The organism is Weissella sp. ESL1177, assembly GCF_058107185.1.
The window spans coordinates 535299-552672 of record NZ_CM176591.1 but is presented as its reverse complement, the minus strand read 5'-3'; the positions used below and the strand labels follow the sequence as shown (position 1 = coordinate 552672).

General features: G+C 34.2%; 16 protein-coding genes. 3 read left to right on the top strand and 13 right to left on the bottom strand.

The features are described from left to right. Positions 1-11 precede the first annotated feature (11 nt). Complete coding sequence (locus AC3B5D_RS02635) at positions 12-656, bottom strand: SDR family oxidoreductase (protein WP_489839649.1); 645 nt, start codon at positions 654-656, stop codon at positions 12-14. 237 nt (positions 657-893) lie between these two features. Between AC3B5D_RS02635 and yaaA the strand changes: the two genes are divergently transcribed. After that, positions 894-1637 carry a peroxide stress protein YaaA gene (yaaA, locus tag AC3B5D_RS02630; RefSeq protein ID WP_489839650.1) on the top strand — a complete coding sequence of 248 codons (744 nt, stop codon included), beginning with the start codon at positions 894-896 and terminating at the stop codon, positions 1635-1637. A 48-nt stretch (positions 1638-1685) separates the two neighbouring features. On the opposite strand, the gene AC3B5D_RS02625 is transcribed toward yaaA, so the two are convergent. The 3 genes from AC3B5D_RS02625 to AC3B5D_RS02615 all read right to left on the bottom strand — a co-directional run bounded on the left by AC3B5D_RS02625 (position 1686) and on the right by AC3B5D_RS02615 (position 5635). Next, on the bottom strand, positions 1686-2465 hold the full coding sequence (locus AC3B5D_RS02625; RefSeq protein WP_489839651.1) for a YdcF family protein: 780 nt from the start codon (positions 2463-2465) through the stop codon (positions 1686-1688). Between the two features lie 214 nt (positions 2466-2679). Next, positions 2680-4905 carry a GH25 family lysozyme gene (locus AC3B5D_RS02620; protein WP_489839652.1) on the bottom strand — a complete coding sequence of 742 codons (2226 nt, stop codon included), beginning with the start codon at positions 4903-4905 and terminating at the stop codon, positions 2680-2682. A 229-nt stretch (positions 4906-5134) separates the two neighbouring features. After that, positions 5135-5635 carry a cysteine hydrolase family protein gene (locus AC3B5D_RS02615; RefSeq protein WP_489839653.1) on the bottom strand — a complete coding sequence of 167 codons (501 nt, stop codon included), beginning with the start codon at positions 5633-5635 and terminating at the stop codon, positions 5135-5137. Positions 5636-5759: 124 nt separating this feature from the next. On the opposite strand from AC3B5D_RS02615, the gene AC3B5D_RS02610 reads away from it, so the two are divergent. After that, entirely contained in the window at positions 5760-6506 is a 747-nt protein-coding gene (locus AC3B5D_RS02610) for a LysR family transcriptional regulator (RefSeq protein WP_489839654.1), read from the top strand. A gap of 96 nt (positions 6507-6602) precedes the next feature. Here AC3B5D_RS02610 and AC3B5D_RS02605 read toward each other — a convergent pair whose 3' ends face one another. From AC3B5D_RS02605 to AC3B5D_RS02570, 8 genes are all read right to left on the bottom strand, one after another. Next, on the bottom strand, positions 6603-7133 hold the full coding sequence (locus AC3B5D_RS02605) for a hypothetical protein (protein WP_489839655.1): 531 nt from the start codon (positions 7131-7133) through the stop codon (positions 6603-6605). A gap of 221 nt (positions 7134-7354) precedes the next feature. Continuing rightward, positions 7355-8194 (bottom strand): alpha/beta hydrolase, encoded by an 840-nt coding sequence (locus AC3B5D_RS02600; RefSeq protein ID WP_489839656.1) that lies wholly within the window; start codon positions 8192-8194, stop codon positions 7355-7357. After that, positions 8178-9320, bottom strand: a complete 1143-nt coding sequence (locus AC3B5D_RS02595; protein WP_489839657.1) for a hypothetical protein — start codon at positions 9318-9320, stop codon at positions 8178-8180. Before AC3B5D_RS02595 ends, AC3B5D_RS02600 begins: the two co-directional genes overlap by 17 nt. A 97-nt stretch (positions 9321-9417) precedes the next feature. Continuing rightward, positions 9418-10674, bottom strand: a complete 1257-nt coding sequence (gene dltD, locus AC3B5D_RS02590; protein WP_489839658.1) for a D-alanyl-lipoteichoic acid biosynthesis protein DltD — start codon at positions 10672-10674, stop codon at positions 9418-9420. Beyond that, positions 10667-10906, bottom strand: coding sequence for a D-alanine--poly(phosphoribitol) ligase subunit DltC (gene dltC / locus AC3B5D_RS02585; protein WP_489839659.1), 240 nt, complete (start codon positions 10904-10906; stop codon positions 10667-10669). The genes dltD and dltC overlap by 8 nt, the downstream gene beginning before the upstream one ends. Before the next feature lie 22 nt (positions 10907-10928). Then, positions 10929-12155 (bottom strand): D-alanyl-lipoteichoic acid biosynthesis protein DltB, encoded by a 1227-nt coding sequence (dltB, locus tag AC3B5D_RS02580; RefSeq protein ID WP_489839660.1) that lies wholly within the window; start codon positions 12153-12155, stop codon positions 10929-10931. Then, complete coding sequence (dltA, locus tag AC3B5D_RS02575) at positions 12152-13678, bottom strand: D-alanine--poly(phosphoribitol) ligase subunit DltA (RefSeq protein WP_489840590.1); 1527 nt, start codon at positions 13676-13678, stop codon at positions 12152-12154. Before dltA ends, dltB begins: the two co-directional genes overlap by 4 nt. A gap of 48 nt (positions 13679-13726) precedes the next feature. Beyond that, positions 13727-13849: a teichoic acid D-Ala incorporation-associated protein DltX gene (locus tag AC3B5D_RS02570; protein ID WP_489840591.1), complete on the bottom strand. Its 123-nt coding sequence runs from the start codon at positions 13847-13849 to the stop codon at positions 13727-13729. Positions 13850-14231: 382 nt separating this feature from the next. Between AC3B5D_RS02570 and AC3B5D_RS02565 the strand changes: the two genes are divergently transcribed. Continuing rightward, positions 14232-16451, top strand: a complete 2220-nt coding sequence (locus AC3B5D_RS02565; protein WP_489839661.1) for a glycoside hydrolase family 3 C-terminal domain-containing protein — start codon at positions 14232-14234, stop codon at positions 16449-16451. 76 nt (positions 16452-16527) lie between these two features. On the opposite strand, the gene citG is transcribed toward AC3B5D_RS02565, so the two are convergent. Further along, positions 16528-17373, bottom strand: coding sequence for a triphosphoribosyl-dephospho-CoA synthase CitG (gene citG / locus AC3B5D_RS02560; RefSeq protein WP_489839662.1), 846 nt, complete (start codon positions 17371-17373; stop codon positions 16528-16530). Between the last annotated feature and the right edge of the window lies 1 nt (position 17374).

The window sequence follows — 17374 nt, the reverse complement described above, 5'->3', positions numbered from 1 at the left end:
GATACTTATATTTACTTTGCTTGATTAATCGCTATTTCAACAGGCGTTTGTCCGCTAATTAGCGGAATAATCTTACCGATTGAGGAATTATCATGCAAACATGCAACAACAGCAGCAGCAACATCAGACCGACTAATTGATCCCCCTGTATCAGAGACATTAGTTGTTACTTTACCTGTCTCAGAATCAAAAGTTAAGCTGCCTGGTTCCAAAATCGTATAGTCAAGCAATGTCCGATTTCGTAGCCATTCGTCTGCATAAAACTTTGCTGCATAGTAAGGTTTGATTGTAATCCATTTTGTTCGATCTTCTGCATAAATCGCGCTAACCATGATGAATCTTTTCACACCTGCGATTTCTGCAGCTTGCATACTTTTTACTGCACCATCTAGATCAACTAACATGGTCATATCATCACCAGTCTTACCACCAGATCCAGCAGAAAATACAATTGCATCATATCCTTGTAACTGTTGAGCCATCTCTTCCGGTTGCTTTAACAAGTCAAAGACCTCTGCATTCACATCTTTTCTTTGGAAATCAATCACCTGTTTTTCACGATGTACACCTGCAGTTGCATGATCATTTGCTTTTACTAAATGATCCACAACCAAACGGCCAACATTGCCCCCAGCACCAATAACAAATACTTTCATTTTAAACCTCCCTCTATGATGAATAATCATTATTAATTTAGTTTAATCACAGACAAACAGAATCGTCAAATAAATAATAGTTGATAGTCGCTATTTACTAAACCAGTTATACTTATTTATGGTAGTTCGTTATTGCAAGATAGTCATCAATTACCGTCATTAGTTAAAATATTATTAAATAGAAAAAATCATGACTTCAAACAAGCCAAGTTTAATGATGCAGAAAGGATGCTCTAAATGCAACTTATTATTTCACCAGCCAAAAAAATGGTAACCGATCAGGATAATTTTACGCCAAACAATGAACCACTTTATTTATCCCAAACAGAAATGATTCTTCAAGAATTACAAAAGATGTCTTATGATGAAGTACAACATTTATGGCAAACAAGTCAGCAATTAACGGCGAAACACTTTGAACAATTACAAAACATCAATTTACATCATCATTTAACACCTGCTATTTTTAGTTATTCTGGCATTCAATATCAATATATGGCTCCTGACGTTTTAAGTCAGGATGCGCTAGATTATCTCCAAAAAGTTCTGCGTATTCTATCTGGCTTTTATGGTATCTTACGTCCATTCGACGGTATTGTGCCTCATCGTTTGGAAATGAACGCCCATTTGTCTATCAATCATACTAAAAATTTGTATGAGTTTTGGGGTGATCGCCTATACCGTGAAATTAACAAACAAGGACCAATTATCAACCTAGCCTCTAAAGAGTATTCACAAGCAATAACACCTTATTTACAGTCAAATGATCAATTTGTTGAAATTACTTTCGCACACGTTATTGGTGATAAATTACAAGTTCGTGCTACTCCTGCAAAAATAGCACGTGGTGAAATGGTCCGTTTCATTGTTGAAAATAAGTTAACGACGGTTGCTGAACTAAAAGACTTTCAATCAGCAACTTACACATTTGACTCAACTTATTCAACCAGTCAAAAATTAGTTTTTATTCATAAAGAATAGTTTAACTCAGTACTTTCCCGATGATACTCTATTGCTTATTACTAACGACTAATTAGCATATTTTGGATTAGCATGTCGCACACTATTTGGTAACGATACCTGTAATCTATGGAATGCGTCGATAACATTTTCTGGTATATCAACATGACTGATAAAATTCTGACCATTTGGACCATAGCCATCTTTTGTATCTTGTAATCTCACAATTTCCCCCATTATCAAATTAACGTAACGTTTCAGATACCACATACCAAATGGTGGTTCGATAATCTCGTGATTTTGAACATTAATGTCGTATGTTGCGTAATTAATGATTATTTTTTTATTTTGGACGTATTTTCGTAATCCAGCTGCTATTCGCCGTTGCATCGTTGCATCTTGTGACAAAATAATTGATTGCCAATCAGGTAGCTTTTTTGCTAACAATGCCAATAAATTTGTAATGTTATTACCACAATTAGTGGAATTAGTTTCAAGCCAATCCACGTCTAAGTGATAACGATGTCGAATATAACTTTGAAAAATTTCTGCTTCTGACAAATTTTCTGTTGCAATCGCAGGATAAATATGACGGACAGTTCGCCTTAATGTCTCAGTTGTATGTCCAGCCCCACCAACAATCACATAGTGCTTAGCAATATGATTATTGATGGCTTCAGCTAAGACGTCCCCACCTGCCAAAATGCTACCACCAAATAACACCATCACATCAACTTGTCTAATATGAAATTTTTCAATCAAATTCTTCGTACTTAACGTTGTTAAATCTTTTTGACTTAAGAAATCACTCAAAATATTAATATCATGATCGATATCAGTTAAATTCATTATATTCTCCATACACTTTTAACAAAATACTCAAGCTAGTGGACGATCATTTGTTAATGACAAACAATCATGAGTTATTAAACTGATTGTATTACAGCCTTCAAATCAAGGCAATGACCTTCATTATATATGAAAACAATGAAAAAGCGAGTTGGTAAAATTTCCCAACTCGCTCTATTTTTATTAATCTAACGTTTCATCTAATTAATGATATCTATTGTTCCCGTAAATAATAGGTGCCATCATTACCAAAATAATATTTTTTACCATTGATCCATTGTATACCTTGTACCGCACGACCATCACCATCGACATAATATTGATAACCCCAAGCACTTTCCCATTGATTATTTTGACGCACACCGTTGTTAAACCAATAATAGGTACCCATATAATATCTGAAACCCGTATATACTTGGCCATTCTCAAACCATTGCCAACTACCATTAGCTGTTTGAATATAGCCTTGCCATGGTTCTAATACCCCTTGTTTGTTAGCATAATAAGTTGCATTATCCCGTTTAATAAATTGATCAGTTCGAGCATAAAATGTCCCATTATCGCCAAAATAGTATTGCTGACCATTGATCCATTGGAATCCTTGCACAGCACGGCCATTACCATCAACATAGTATTTATTGCCCCAGGCACTTTCCCATTGATTATTTTGACGCACACCGTTGTTAAACCAATAATACACCCCCATGTAGTATCTAAAACCCGTATATACTTGACCATTCTCAAACCATTGCCAACTGCCATTAGCTGTTTGAATATAGCCTTGCCATGGTTCTAATACCCCCTGTTTGTTAGCATAATAAGTTGCATTATCTTGTTTGATAAATTGATCAGTTCGAGCGTAAAATGTCCCATCATCGCCAAAGTAGTACTGCTGACCATTGATCCATTGGAATCCTTGCACAGCACGACCATTATCATCGACATAGTATTTATTGCCCCAAGCACTTTCCCATTGGTTATTTTGACGCACACCATTGTTAAACCAGTAATACGTTCCCATATAATATTTGAAACCAGTGTAGCGAGTCCCATTTTCAAACCAATACCAACCAGTGCCATCATTCAAATAACCGTTTTTTGGTTGAAAAAAAGGTGACCCATAATCGATACTAACATCAAATACACCTGCAACGCCTGGAAAGGTTGTCTGTGAATTCCATTGCCATGCGCCATATTGTGTATGCCATAAATTATTACCATCTGGATAATAAGGGTACGAGGCCATCCAAATATTTTTTAAACCAAATGACTGGGTATTTAACCCAGTCACATTAATATAATTAGGTGACGTATACAGCATTTGATTACGAAATCCAGCTGCAGCTAATTGATTTTGGAAGGCCAATGCATTAGCCGTAACGTTACCAACCTGAGTGACGGTGTCTTCTAAATCATCAACCAATAGTGTATCTTTAGACAATCCTAATTTGTTAATATTCTCCAAAAAATAATTTGCCTCAACAATTGCACTATTTTGTGAATTATAAGTGGCATAATGGTACACCGAAATTTGTAGACCAGCCGCACGAGCATTGGCAATTTGGCTACTAGCATATGGATTCAAATAATTATTGCCTTCTGTTAATTTAACAATTACCCCCTTGACACCATAAGCCTTTAGCTTCAAAAAATCTGCAACCGTCAAATTACGATTCCAGCTAGAAACATCCACAAAATCAATGCGTGGCAAACCAGACGTACCAGCAACAATATTCGGAATGCCACTTCTTAATGATAAAGTCGTTTCGTTATTAAGCGTTTGATTAGTTGTTGCTTGATTACTAGTATTACCTTGCCCCTCTGTTTCGCTATGATTTGTTTGCAATGCCACATCATTTTTAACCGTTGTTGTCGTTTTTTCCGTATCGCTAGTTGATATACTGGCTGATGCATCACTGGATTCGTTAGATGATTCATCTTGTGAAATCGTATGCTGTGATATATTCTGGGTGCCACTATCTTGCGATGTCACAGTCGTATTCACTGCGGAATTATTATTCTGCGCATTCTGCGAGATATCCTGATTAAGTGTACTTGTACTTGTTTCATTATCAGATGATTGCATGCTATTGTCCGTATTAACATTTGCATTGTTCATCTCTTCTTGATTAGTCGATATATCAGATTTATTTGAAAAATGTTGTCCATTTTCATCTGTATTTATTTGTGTTGTGTCTTTTTCAGTATCATCAACCTGACTCGCATTGTTTGGTAAAATAATTTGTTGTTGCGTTAACGTATTGTCTGCAACATAATCTTTACCGTTATTTGAATCTTGACTGACTGTATCGGCTGCTACTTTCGTGTTTGCCATTGTCCCAATGGTCATCATCGTTGCTATTGAAATAGCACCATAAACCCACTGCTTTCTCGATTTATACATTTTATAATATGAATTTTTACTGGAATCTTTCACCATGGCTCTCCTTAAAATTTTATACAAAATAAAGCGGTCTCTTCAATGCCTGACTAGACTAACATCAAAAACAACTCCCTAAATTGTTAATTATAAGGTAAAATTATGCTCTAATTTAATCATTATTTTTTATAATAAATAAAAAACATGATAACGTCATTGAATAAAATAAAAGGCAGCTCATCAAAAAATGACCTGCCTTATCTTCCATAAAAAATCACAACAATATCATCTAAATAATCGTAACTTGTCTAGTAGATATTGCATTCAAAGCAATTAAATGAATACTCTCATTAGTCGTTGTACATGCATCTTGTAATATACGAACATCATATTTACTTGCTGCGGGTGAGATAGCTGTATGTGTCACACAATTTTGTGTCATCATACCACAAATATCAAGTGTATCTATATCATACTTTGATAAAACATTTTCTAGTTCGGTTTTGTAAAATCCATCAGCATAGTGTTTGATGACCGTATTTTCTTTTGGCACCAATCCATCAAGTGTTTCAATTATTCTTTCACCACCCGTACCTTCGTTAAAGAATGGTGCGATACCTAGTGATGGATCTGCAATATGCTGCACAATAAAAACTGGTTCATGTTCTTCGTTTGCTCTAATAATTAAGTTTTTGATGTTATTAACAACTGCTGCCATATTCCATAAGGGAAATCTACCATCTGGTAAATAATCATTCTGTGGATCAATAACAAGTAATGCCTTCTTCATAATGTAAAGTCCTCCGTAAAAAATTAATTATTATTTTTAACAATTCTTATTTTAGGATTTCTTAGTGTTTTAGAATAATACTAGATAATGTTATACTTATCACAAAAAGTGATAGGTATTAAAAATGAATTTTAACGATTTAAGTATTTTTCATGCGATATACGAATCTGGTTCAATCAATAAAGCCGCTAAAAAATTGGGTTACGCCCAATCGAATATCACGACAAGGCTACAAGAAATGGAAAAAGAGCTTCATACGCCACTTTTTTTACGTACTTCGAGTGGTGTCATACCAACAACTGAAGGTAATCTTTTTTATACCGCGGTGCTAAACATTGAAAAAGAATTCACTAACGTAACCAATCAGATTAAGCATCAAAAAAAATCTCTTTTAGGATCAGAAGTTTTAGTGTCGGATTTGGTCAATCATAATCTCATTAATTATGATGCTTTTAGCAAAATTATTGTTAAAAAACAAAACGACATTATCCAAGAATCAACTAAACACTTATATAACATTGTTGTGACATTTTCTGATTTAAATAATCAATCAAATTATTCACTACAAAAAGTTTGTACAATTTATTGTAATTATTTAGCACATCATGAAACTGATTTTGAAAATAAAAATTTACCAATTCTGATTAACAGTGACCCCGAATGCGAATTTAGGAAAAAAACATTGTTAAATGTCACAAACGATAATCGGGTGCTTGAAATCGACTCACTACAAACAATTACTCAAATGGTTGCGCAAGGTCAAGGTATCGCCTTCTTGCCCGTCTCTCTTGCTAATAAAAAGGATTTTACTAAGTTACAGGGGACGGACATTCCGCTAAATTATCATTTATATCGTGCAAAACAAGGTTAATGACTAACCCATCATTATACAAAAATAGATGATTGTCTCATGATGAGCAATCATCTATTTTTAATGTTCAATTACGTTGATAATAAAATTAGTACATTACCGAATAATTTTTTTCACATATTTGGCAACATTGGTATCTTTTTGTGCATCACTTAAGCTATTAAAGTACCAATTATAATCATACTTACTTTTTTGCGAAAACGAATTATTTCTCATATTACTATTAAAATTACCATTACCATTCAGTTCAAATGTTATTAAAGTTAAAATACCCGGACCATTTTCGGTATTCGATACACCATTATCATTAAATAAATGACTGGTTCCTAAATTACTTTTGGCATCAGTTGTACCATTACGATTAACTATCGTTGTATTATTCATTTGATTTATCAAATAATCATGTATCTGTTTTGCACTCCAAGTTGTTCGATAAATGATATCACTTTTTTTCTGCAGATGAATATAATGTCCAGCAGGCGCTTTTTTGAATTGTTCATTTATAGGTAATGACTCAAATTGCGCGTTCGTTAATGAATGATCGTGTGTGAAAACGCTGAATCCAATTGTACCAATTATTATTAGAAAAATTATATAAATATACCAAGTTTTGCCCTTGCTCCCCATGATAGTTATCCTCTAAATCTTTTCAGTAATTCTACCAAAAACTTCAACATTGTTATTATCAAAAATTTATGTGATTACGTAATTAATTAAAATTGCTCAATGAAACATCAAATTAATACCATCATTTTAATGACTGACCAACGATTTGCATAATTTAAAAAACAGATAACGTTATCACTTTTTAAGATATGTTTTTTTGATAAGTTAATTTTTAATGAATATTAACGTTTTCGCCAATTCCGATGGTTTTGTGGTAATACATTTTGTTCAATTAACTTAATAATTTGTCGATTCTGTGGCAAATCTGAATGTTGCGCATCATCACCTGTCACGGTTATTTGTGTATAATTAGCAACCTGTTTCTGAAAAATAAATTTGCCAGTTTCAACTGATTGCTCTGGTACAATACCATCGTCGTCATATGTTTCTGTCCCCAATATTGAATACACCGTTAAATCACTAGGCAATTTGCTCCGATTTTTTATGAAATCATCAAGCATTTTGGTCCGATTATGCACATTTTTCTCAGAAAAATTATAAGGTGTGCCAATCGTCATCAATACGGATAATTGAACTGACTGCTTTTGATAGTACTTTTCTAAATAACGTGTCCAAATTAAACCACCATTTGAATGACCAATTGCTTGAAATTGTCGAAAACGATACCGTTCTTGCAAAGTTAGAATTGCTTTGTCTAACCACTGTGCTTGCTTTTTAATATTTTCATAACCATCCTGGTTGTTTTCAAAAGCTATGACAAAATAAGGTGCTGGATCATTTGCATGATATTTACCATAAATTTTCACAACCCCTTGTTTATTAACCACTGCCTTAATCAAGCTATGTTTATTATTACCAGTATTTAATTGCTTGATTAAGTAATCAAATCGGTCTTGTGAAGCTGAAGATCCTGGTACCAAAATCGTTGGTGATGTTTTTGAATTATAAATGGCACGATTCACCGTTGTTTTATGATGATTCCAATTGATTTCTAATATCAGCATGCTAACAATTAAGGTAACAGTACCCACTAAAAGGAACATTTTAATTATTTTCCGCATCTTTTATCTCCATCATCATTTGATGTGCCACCGGCCAATATATCATGACATCAATCAGTAAAAGCACCATAATAACAATACTATAGGCAACCAAGTGATGTGATGCTAATCCACCAAAAAATAAATTAGGCATCCCGTTTGTCACCCAATAAACAGCCGGTTTTAAATGACAATATAATAATAAGCTACCAATGATGGCATTCGTTGTCGTCACCATAACCGCCCGTTTCAAAACATTAAATCGCCAAAAGATTGGCAACATAAAGGCCAACGGCCACCACAAATCAAAAATTAGTGGTATACCAACAAGATACCATTTTAATGGTATCTTCTTAAGCGAATGCCATTGTACAATGAATGCAATAAACAAGGCTAACAACATCCCTGCACCACCCACTAATAAGAAACTAGATAACGGATAAGTCGTGAATAAATATGGTACCGTATGATGTTGTAAAGTTGCAACAAGATTGTCATTAGCACTTGTTAAATTAAGATCATGACTATCTAACATTGAAATGCTATTCAATCCTAGTAAATTGGTGATAGTTGATATAATCTGTAAAACAATTGTATGAACAACATTTGTTGACCCATCCCCAATAAAGTTATTAAAACTTTGTTGTAGAAACATCGCCAAATTAAAATGATAAATTTTTTGTGCAATTAATATATACATCGCATATCCTGAACTAATCATGATACCCAGAGAAAAACGCCATTTGGAAGGTACTTTTTTTAGTGGCCAAGCAATTGAGATGACATATAATGGTAAAACTAACCAATTGAGATACACAAGATTATTCATCAAACACCAGACAATTATCCCTGAAATAGCAACTAAAATACTTAAATGATCACCAACCATTTCTTCATTTAAGATTGATATCAATGACAAAGTAATTACTAATACAATAACTAACTGGTATCCCACCGTTATCAGCATATTCATCACCATGTTAATGAAACCATGACTAGTCATAAATGACTGATAATTAAGAATGGTAGGGAAAAAGCCGTCTGGTTGAATAAACAAACGTTGTATCAATGTTAGCCATGTTAAAAAAATAACGCTTGGCAGTAATTTATACATATTTTTTTGAACTATTCGGAATATCTGGTGCATTTAAATATACTCCTTCTATTGAAATGAACAAAAAAGGTGGTAGAGAGCCTCCACCACCTTAAAAGACAATTTAAAATATTCTCTATCGATAACCTACTTAATAAGCATACGAATCCATCATCCACGATTTTGTATAATATTTGTCAGTTAAATGATATGTTGGTGCTGGTTGCTTTGTTGTTAAAAAGTTATTCACTTTCTTATCAAACGCTAGCCAGCCACGCCATCCTAAATGAATTGTATCTTGCATAAAATACTTTTTCTTACCATCATTTGAAAAATCAGCAATATTTTTAAATCCCTGAGACGTTAATTGATGTTTAATTTTTGCAACAGAGTGTTGATACATACTGGTATTTAACCCTGTATATCGAGCCCATTTTTCATTCACTGGTTGGATAACAAACAGCACATTTGTATTTGTGCGTGCAAATTGTTGTAAAATCAGCTGTAAATCACCGTATTCTGGTGATTGTAGATAGTTAACCGCTTTTTGTGACCCTTTAATTTCTTTTAATTGTGAAGCAATTCGTTGCTGGTAAAAAGTATTATCAATCCCAAATTTATTATTCGTTGTATTATTTCGGGCATACGAATCTGCTAAAGTATTTAATTGTTGATAATTATAAGTTTTGGGTAAATTCTCAACCTTGGGCAAAATCTTTTTTGTATAGTTATTACCAATTTGTATGTCCGCAAATAACGAATCTTCATGATTTAAAAATCTTAATTTGATTGCTATTTTCGTTAAATCTGTATTAGATAAAGATTTTCCAGCGGCAATTTTTGCTAAATAATGATTTAGCGAAGAAGAGATATTCATTTGTAACAAACGTTTTGCAGCGTATTGATCAGCAGCTGTATTTTTAGCATGCTGCAACCAAGTTAAAGCTTGTGTTTGATTAAAATAATAATTAAATGCTGCTGGATCCTCTCCAGATTTGACAAACCACTGAGGTGAAATAACAAAAACAGCTTGTTTGTGACGCATTTGTTGTGTCATTTGTTGCATGCCAAAATATTGCGTTAAACATTGTGCCCCTCTTTGACCAAGTAGAAAAGGACGATATGATCGATGATAAGCTTCTGCCATGACTGATGGATGAAAGCTGTCCATTCGATTCCACTCACTAGAACCAAAAAATGGTACAAAACGATGATTTGGATCACTTAGTGCGCGTTGCTTTAAAGTCTCATTTTTAAAAACTGTTGGCGTTAAAGCATTAGCAGCACGCTGTTCCTCAAGAAAATTATGTTTTGTTTGACTTGATTCTGGAATCAACATGATTATTGAAAAAACCAGGACAAAAGCTAAGATCACTGGGCCAAAAATTAGGCCCAATTTTTTAAACATCTTGTAACTCCTTAATTCCTTGAATAATCTTATTCGCTGTATTCCAATCATCACGTCCCATTTCTGAAACTGGAATTTTAATATTAAACTTTGCTTCAAGTTCCAACACTAATTCAACGGTTCCCATTGAATCAAGCACACCGGCATCAAACAAATCGTCATCCATCATATCACTAACATCAGCCATAAATAATTCATTAATGATACTTAAAACTTCTTCTTTAATATTCATTTTAATATACCTCTTTTATTTATTAATAGTTGTGAAACCATAATTGATCTAAAAATCCTGAGAATAACAAGAAACTAAACATAACAACATTAAATGTTATAAAGATTGCTAATGCTTCTGTTAATTTATTATGTGGTAATTGATCTTTATGACGTCGTTTATAACGTAACCACCAATCATTAATAACCATACCTAGGCCATGGAAAATACCATAGCTAACGTAATACCAAGTTACCCCATGCCAAAAACCCATAATAGTCATATTTAAGACATATACAACACCAGATGTCACATTACGGTTTTTAAAAACTTTGTGGCGCATAAATACCATTACTAAACGCATAAAAACAAAATCACGGAACCAAAAACTGAGTGACATATGCCACCGATTCCAAAAATCTTTTAGGTTTTTAGCCAAAAACGGTTTGTTAAAATTAACCGGTGTTTCAATACCCATCACATATGAAATGGCAATTGCAAACAATGAATAGCCAGCAAAATCAAAAAATAAATCTAGGCCATAAACATACATCACACCAATTGTTGGTAAATTAAAGACCCCTCCTTCTGCCAATGCCATATGTTCTATGTTTGGCAATAATAACGAGCCAAAGATATATGCCAAGATAAACTTATATAGAAACCCTAAAAAAAGGTAATGAACTGCTTTTTCCAGCATGCTTAAATATTTATCACGATCTGGTAAGTGTTCATAATCAGCAGTAAAACGACGAAAACGATCAATTGGTCCTGAAGAAATTGTTGGCATAAACAACATAAACCGTAAAAACTGGCTAAGTGTAAATTCTTTTAGCACACCATCACGTGTTTCCATTAACATACCAACCGATCGAAACATCAGATACGAAATACCTAAAAAACCAATAATTGAACTTTTACCCATAGTAAAGGCTGGTGTCAATTTAACAATTGCCAACGGCAAAATATCTAAAAAAACAGTACCATAAAAAATCCATTTATTATCCGCTTTTCTTCGATAAGCAGCATAACCAAAAACAATCATTGATTGCCAAATAATGTAACCACATAAGGCGACAAACTGCTGCCAATGGTCTCCTGCAAACATGAGAACAATAAAAATTAGTGAAATGATTGATTCATACCATTTCAGTCGCTTACCTAAAAAAATAGCGATAACGATTGGAACTAGTAAAACAATTAAATAAACAAAATATTGTGGATCCCCATAAGGTTGTAAATTAGGCAACGCTTGTAACCAATCCATCATCGCTTATTAACCTCACTAATTAGTGCCTTGATATTAATTTTACCGTTAGGCGTCAATGGTAACTCATCCCGATACAGAAATCTTGATGGCATCATATACGGCATCATATTATCTTTAATATCTTCTTTAATTGCCTTGGTCAACAACATCTCTTTACGAAATACATCATGAACACCTGGCTTTAATCTGATAAATGCCAATAAATTTTGAACCTTATGCTGTTCATTATATCTAGGCACTGCAACTGCAGCAGAAACGTACTTAGACATACTTAGTATTTGCGAAACTTCCTCTAATTCAATGCGAAAACCATTAAACTTAATCTGAAAATCTAACCGACCACCGTAATGAAGCATACCTGCTGAGTCAAAATAACCAAGATCACCCGTATGATAGGCAGGTTGATTATGAAACATAAAAAAGGCTTGTTGTGTTTTTTCAGGATTATTAATATAACCCTTAGAAACACCTGGACCAGTAACAATAATCTCTCCCATTTTACCAGTTGGTAAAACTTCGCCCTCGTTGTCAACAACAACGGTTGGTGAATCAGGTTTTGGAAAACCAATTGGCAATCGTTCAGCTTGATCAAGCATTGCCGGTGTAATTTGTACAGCTGATAACGCAACGGTTGCTTCAGTAGGTCCATATGCATTCACAATTCTTGCGTTAGGGAATCTCTCGTGTAATTTTACTGCCGTATTAACTGTCAATTCCTCACCATCAAAATAAAAATATTTTATGCTGGGAAGATTTGCCTCATTAAAGTCTTCTGATAACATCGCCATATCTGCAAATGATGGTGTTGAAGTCCATACATCTACCGGTAACTGAGGTAGTGTTTCAAATAACGTTTTGAAATTTTCAGTTATCTGTTTTGGTAGTGCATACAGCGTGCCACCCATTGCTAAAGTTGGCGCCCAATACATCACAGATAAATCAAAAGAATACGGTGGCTGTGCCAGCATTTGCGGGTGTTCAGGTATACAAAATGTCTCCGAATTAATCATCCAATTTGTAAAGGATAATAAATTATTATGAGATATTTGAACACCTTTTGGTAATCCCGTTGTACCAGACGTGAAAATAATGTAAAAATTATCGTCTGCGCTAACCGGATGCGTCATGACATACTTGTTTTTGGTTGAAAAGATGTCATGTAAAGCTGCCAATCCAACGACGGGAATCTGATCAACCTCTATTGGTAAAGGTTCGATTGCAATAATCAAACTTGGTTGTCCAATTTGTAAAATATTTGTGATACGCTCATTTGCCGAATTAACATCAACCGGCGCATATGCGTGACCTGATTTGCTTAAGCCAATAAAAGCGACTAACATTTCATATTGTTGTCCACCAAAAACCATGACTAAAGATTTTGGCGGAATATTTAATGAATCAATGTAAGCTGCTAATCCATCAGAATCGCGCTTCAAGTCAGCATACGTATGACATTCTCCGAGCATGTTATACATCGTTGTATTTGGTTGTGTCATTGCATAACCATCAATCGTCGCAAGCATATTCGTAATTTGCATGTTAACCCCTTAAAAATTTTAGTAGAGTAGATATTAAAACTCGTTATAAATAAAATGACCCTGACCTAAGCCTGAGTATCCATATAAATAAACAAGTGAAAAAATAATAATGGCATAAAATATTGTTTGACACAAAAATTTTAATGCCTGGCGCATCGTTTGTGAAACTTGTACTTTATTCACAGATCTCCCTCCTTATTATGACAATGTATTTCATAAATTGTCATTTATATTACAAATGTTTCAACAGTAAGGTAACGATTTAACCTTAACTATTTATTAAAAATAAATTATTCGTTCCATGATTTTTAACGCCTCATCATTTTTTTAGCCCAAAAATTTATCCATACATTTTTAACATTTACTTTGTGTTATTATATTTAAAACATCATTTTAAGGCAATCAATCCACAGACTTTTAACTATCTTATTTTTTTATAAATTTAAAATTTATTGATAGAAAGCGCTATTATATTCTTGTTACAATTTTTTTATGCACTTAGTCTTGCTAAATTTTAGTTAATAATAGGTGGTAATACATGTCAAAATTTGATTTATCTTTTGTAAAAAAACTAACAACTACTGAAAAAGCAGAGCTAGTTAGTGGTAAAAATTTTTGGTTTACGTCAAGTAATGAAATGCACAATGTACCTGAAATAATGGTTACTGACGGGCCATCTGGATTACGTAAACAAGCCGATAATGCAGATGCACTAGGCTTGAATAAAAGTGTTGAAGCGATTGATTTTCCTAGCGCAGCATTAACCGCTAGTTCATTCAATGTTGATATGCTATATCAATTAGGACAGCATCTCGGCAAAGCTGCTAAATCAGAAAACGTTTCAGTATTACTTGGACCTGGAGTAAATATCAAACGTTCGCCTTTAGCAGGCCGCAACTTTGAATACTTCTCTGAAGATCCTTATTTAGCAGGTGAACTAGGTGTCGCTTACGTTAACGGTGTCCAACAACAAGGTGTTGGTGTTAGTGTAAAGCACTTTGCTGGCAATAATCGTGAAAATCAACGCTTCACTTCTTCTTCCAATATCGATGAACGTTCTTTGCGTGAAATTTATCTGTCAGCCTTTGAAAAAATTGTTAAACATGCTGAGCCAGCGACTATCATGTGTTCATACAATGCAATTAATGGTCAACTAAGCTCACAAAATTATCGCTTATTAACGCAAATTCTGCGTAACGAATGGGGATTTACCGGCCTTGTTATGTCTGATTGGGGCGCCGTTGCAGATAATATTGCTGCCTTAAAAGCTGGCTTAGACTTAGAGATGCCTGGTAATGGTGAATACTCAGTAAAACGAATCGTTACTGCCGTTCATAATGGTGAATTAGAAGAATCCGTCTTAGACACTGCTGTTTTGCGAGTTCTACATTTGGTCGAAAAATTTCATATTGAGAACAGCCATGCTTTAACCTATGATAAGGACGAACAACATGCATTTGCACGTCAAATTGCTGATGATAGCATGGTTCTCTTGAAGAATGATGAACATATCTTACCAATAAGTACAACAGATAATATCGCACTTATTGGCGAGTTAGCTGAAAAACCTCGCTATCAAGGTGGCGGTAGCTCACACGTTAATGCTTATAAAATCGTGACACCTCTTGCAGCTGCACAGTCTAGTAAACAACGTATCGTTTATGAACCAGGTTACCGCATCGATGACACAAAAACTGATGCACAAATGGTTCAAGATGCATTATCAGTTGCCAAAGCAAGTGATAAAGTAATTATGTTTGTTGGTGTGCCGGAGCGTGATGAATCGGAAGGCTTTGATAAAAAAACACTTGATTTACCAGATAATCAAGTTTCATTAATTCATCAACTAGCCACAGTAAATTCTCATTTGATTGTTGTCTTACAAAATGGTTCTGCAATTACTATGCCGTGGAAAAATGAAGTGCAAGCTATTTTAGAAACTTATCTTGCTGGCGAAGCTGTTGGTGAAGCAACTTGGGATATTTTAACAGGTCAGGTAAATCCTTCTGGTAAATTGGCTGAAACCTTCCCAATTAAAATTCAAGATACCCCAACTTATGGCACATTTAATGCTAGTCGCCAAGAAGAAAACTATCATGAAGGTATTTTTGTTGGTTATCGTTACTATGATTTAAAAGAACGTCCTGTTAGTTTCCCATTTGGACATGGATTAAGCTATACAACATTTAAATACGATCATTTTAAGATACAAAGTAATAAAGAAAGTGTTCATGTACACTTTACAATAACAAATACTGGCCAACGTTTCGGGCAAGAAGTTGCCCAATTATATATTGAAAACTTAGTAAGCGATGTCGAGATGCCCGTTAATTCTTTACAATCATTTAAAAAGGTTGCTCTGGCCCCTGGCCAAACAAAAGATATTGACATTGAATTAAGACGACGTCATTTTGCTTGGTATAACGTCAATAATCAATCTTGGGTCGTTGATAACGGTGATTATCTCATTAAAATTGGTAGTTCATCACGAGACATTCGCTTAACGCAACGTATATTTGTTAAATTGGGAACAAGTTCATTAGCACCTATAACAACAGAAACCTATATCAGTGAAGTTGTTAAACGAGATGACTTACAACCAGCTCTGCAAGAATCAGGTCTTAATGAAGTCATTACTTACATGACAAGCACTGAGGATAATCAAGAATTACTAGCTAATATGCCACTAAGAGCAGTCGTTATGGTCGGTGCTGACATCAAGCAATTAAATGATTTTCTATCTTTAGCTAACCAATAACAAGTCTCAGTAAAAAGCCACATATGATGATTAATTTTAAATCATCATATGTGGCTTTTTATATAATAATCAACAATTACAGAATTCCTTCTAACAAGGCACAATAAATAGTTAAAATAAGTAAATCAGCGGATCCACCCAGACTTAAATTTTTCTCAATAAATACTTCATCAAGACCTGCCAAATATTGCATGCCTGCTCCTGTCTGACTCCCACCTAATTGAAAGAAATGATTAATTTTTTCTTTCACCCAAGGTAAAACATTAACGGTTCCTGCTCGTTTAATAAGATTGGAGTCTTCCGTATTTTTCACAATGATCATCAAAGTATCTAACAATTTTTGATTGCGTGTTCCTCGAATCTTTCTTAAATATGGCAACGCAATCTTAAATACAACTGGATAACCACTTGCAGCTTCCGCACGAATTCCGCCTTTACCATACTGTATGAACTGCTTTTCACCTGCAGTTAATTCGTTTTTATTGGTTAAACCATTAAAATCTGTTGCAATTAATTCTTGTAACATTTTCTGAATCACTGGCACAAATTCGTTAGTTTGATAAGATTGTTCAGATTGCTGACAATAACCAGTGGCTGCTACCAAAATACCTAACGAAAAAATAGCACCTTTATGAGTATTAACGCCTTTTGTCGCCTGAAACATTAATTTTTCGGCTTGCACACCAATTGGTCGTATTTGTTTAAATAATGCTGTTAATTGTTGCCCTTTAAATTTGACACCACAGTCATAAACTGACATAAAGTAAGGTCGTAAAGCAATTGCACTATCTATAAAAGTAAACATATCCATATCATCATGTGCACCAACACTTATCGGATCTACCAAACCCGGTTTTGGTTTGACAGAAACTTCATACAGTAACGCTTTCACTGCTGCATCTATTACTTCTTGTTTTGTCATC

Bases quoted from the DNA above. Each gene is read 5' to 3' on its own strand.
- AC3B5D_RS02635 (WP_489839649.1), bottom strand. From the start codon at position 656: ATGAAAGTATTTGTTATTGGTGCTGGGGGCAATGTTGGCCGTTTGGTT.
- yaaA (WP_489839650.1), top strand. From the start codon at position 894: ATGCAACTTATTATTTCACCAGCCAAAAAAATGGTAACCGATCAGGAT.
- AC3B5D_RS02625 (WP_489839651.1), bottom strand. From the start codon at position 2,465: ATGAATTTAACTGATATCGATCATGATATTAATATTTTGAGTGATTTC.
- AC3B5D_RS02620 (WP_489839652.1), bottom strand. From the start codon at position 4,905: ATGGTGAAAGATTCCAGTAAAAATTCATATTATAAAATGTATAAATCG.
- AC3B5D_RS02615 (WP_489839653.1), bottom strand. From the start codon at position 5,635: ATGAAGAAGGCATTACTTGTTATTGATCCACAGAATGATTATTTACCA.
- AC3B5D_RS02610 (WP_489839654.1), top strand. From the start codon at position 5,760: ATGAATTTTAACGATTTAAGTATTTTTCATGCGATATACGAATCTGGT.
- AC3B5D_RS02605 (WP_489839655.1), bottom strand. From the start codon at position 7,133: ATGGGGAGCAAGGGCAAAACTTGGTATATTTATATAATTTTTCTAATA.
- AC3B5D_RS02600 (WP_489839656.1), bottom strand. From the start codon at position 8,194: ATGCGGAAAATAATTAAAATGTTCCTTTTAGTGGGTACTGTTACCTTA.
- AC3B5D_RS02595 (WP_489839657.1), bottom strand. From the start codon at position 9,320: ATGCACCAGATATTCCGAATAGTTCAAAAAAATATGTATAAATTACTG.
- dltD (WP_489839658.1), bottom strand. From the start codon at position 10,674: ATGTTTAAAAAATTGGGCCTAATTTTTGGCCCAGTGATCTTAGCTTTT.
- dltC (WP_489839659.1), bottom strand. From the start codon at position 10,906: ATGAATATTAAAGAAGAAGTTTTAAGTATCATTAATGAATTATTTATG.
- dltB (WP_489839660.1), bottom strand. From the start codon at position 12,155: ATGATGGATTGGTTACAAGCGTTGCCTAATTTACAACCTTATGGGGAT.
- dltA (WP_489840590.1), bottom strand. From the start codon at position 13,678: ATGCTTGCGACGATTGATGGTTATGCAATGACACAACCAAATACAACG.
- AC3B5D_RS02570 (WP_489840591.1), bottom strand. From the start codon at position 13,849: ATGCGCCAGGCATTAAAATTTTTGTGTCAAACAATATTTTATGCCATT.
- AC3B5D_RS02565 (WP_489839661.1), top strand. From the start codon at position 14,232: ATGTCAAAATTTGATTTATCTTTTGTAAAAAAACTAACAACTACTGAA.
- citG (WP_489839662.1), bottom strand. From the start codon at position 17,373: ATGACAAAACAAGAAGTAATAGATGCAGCAGTGAAAGCGTTACTGTAT.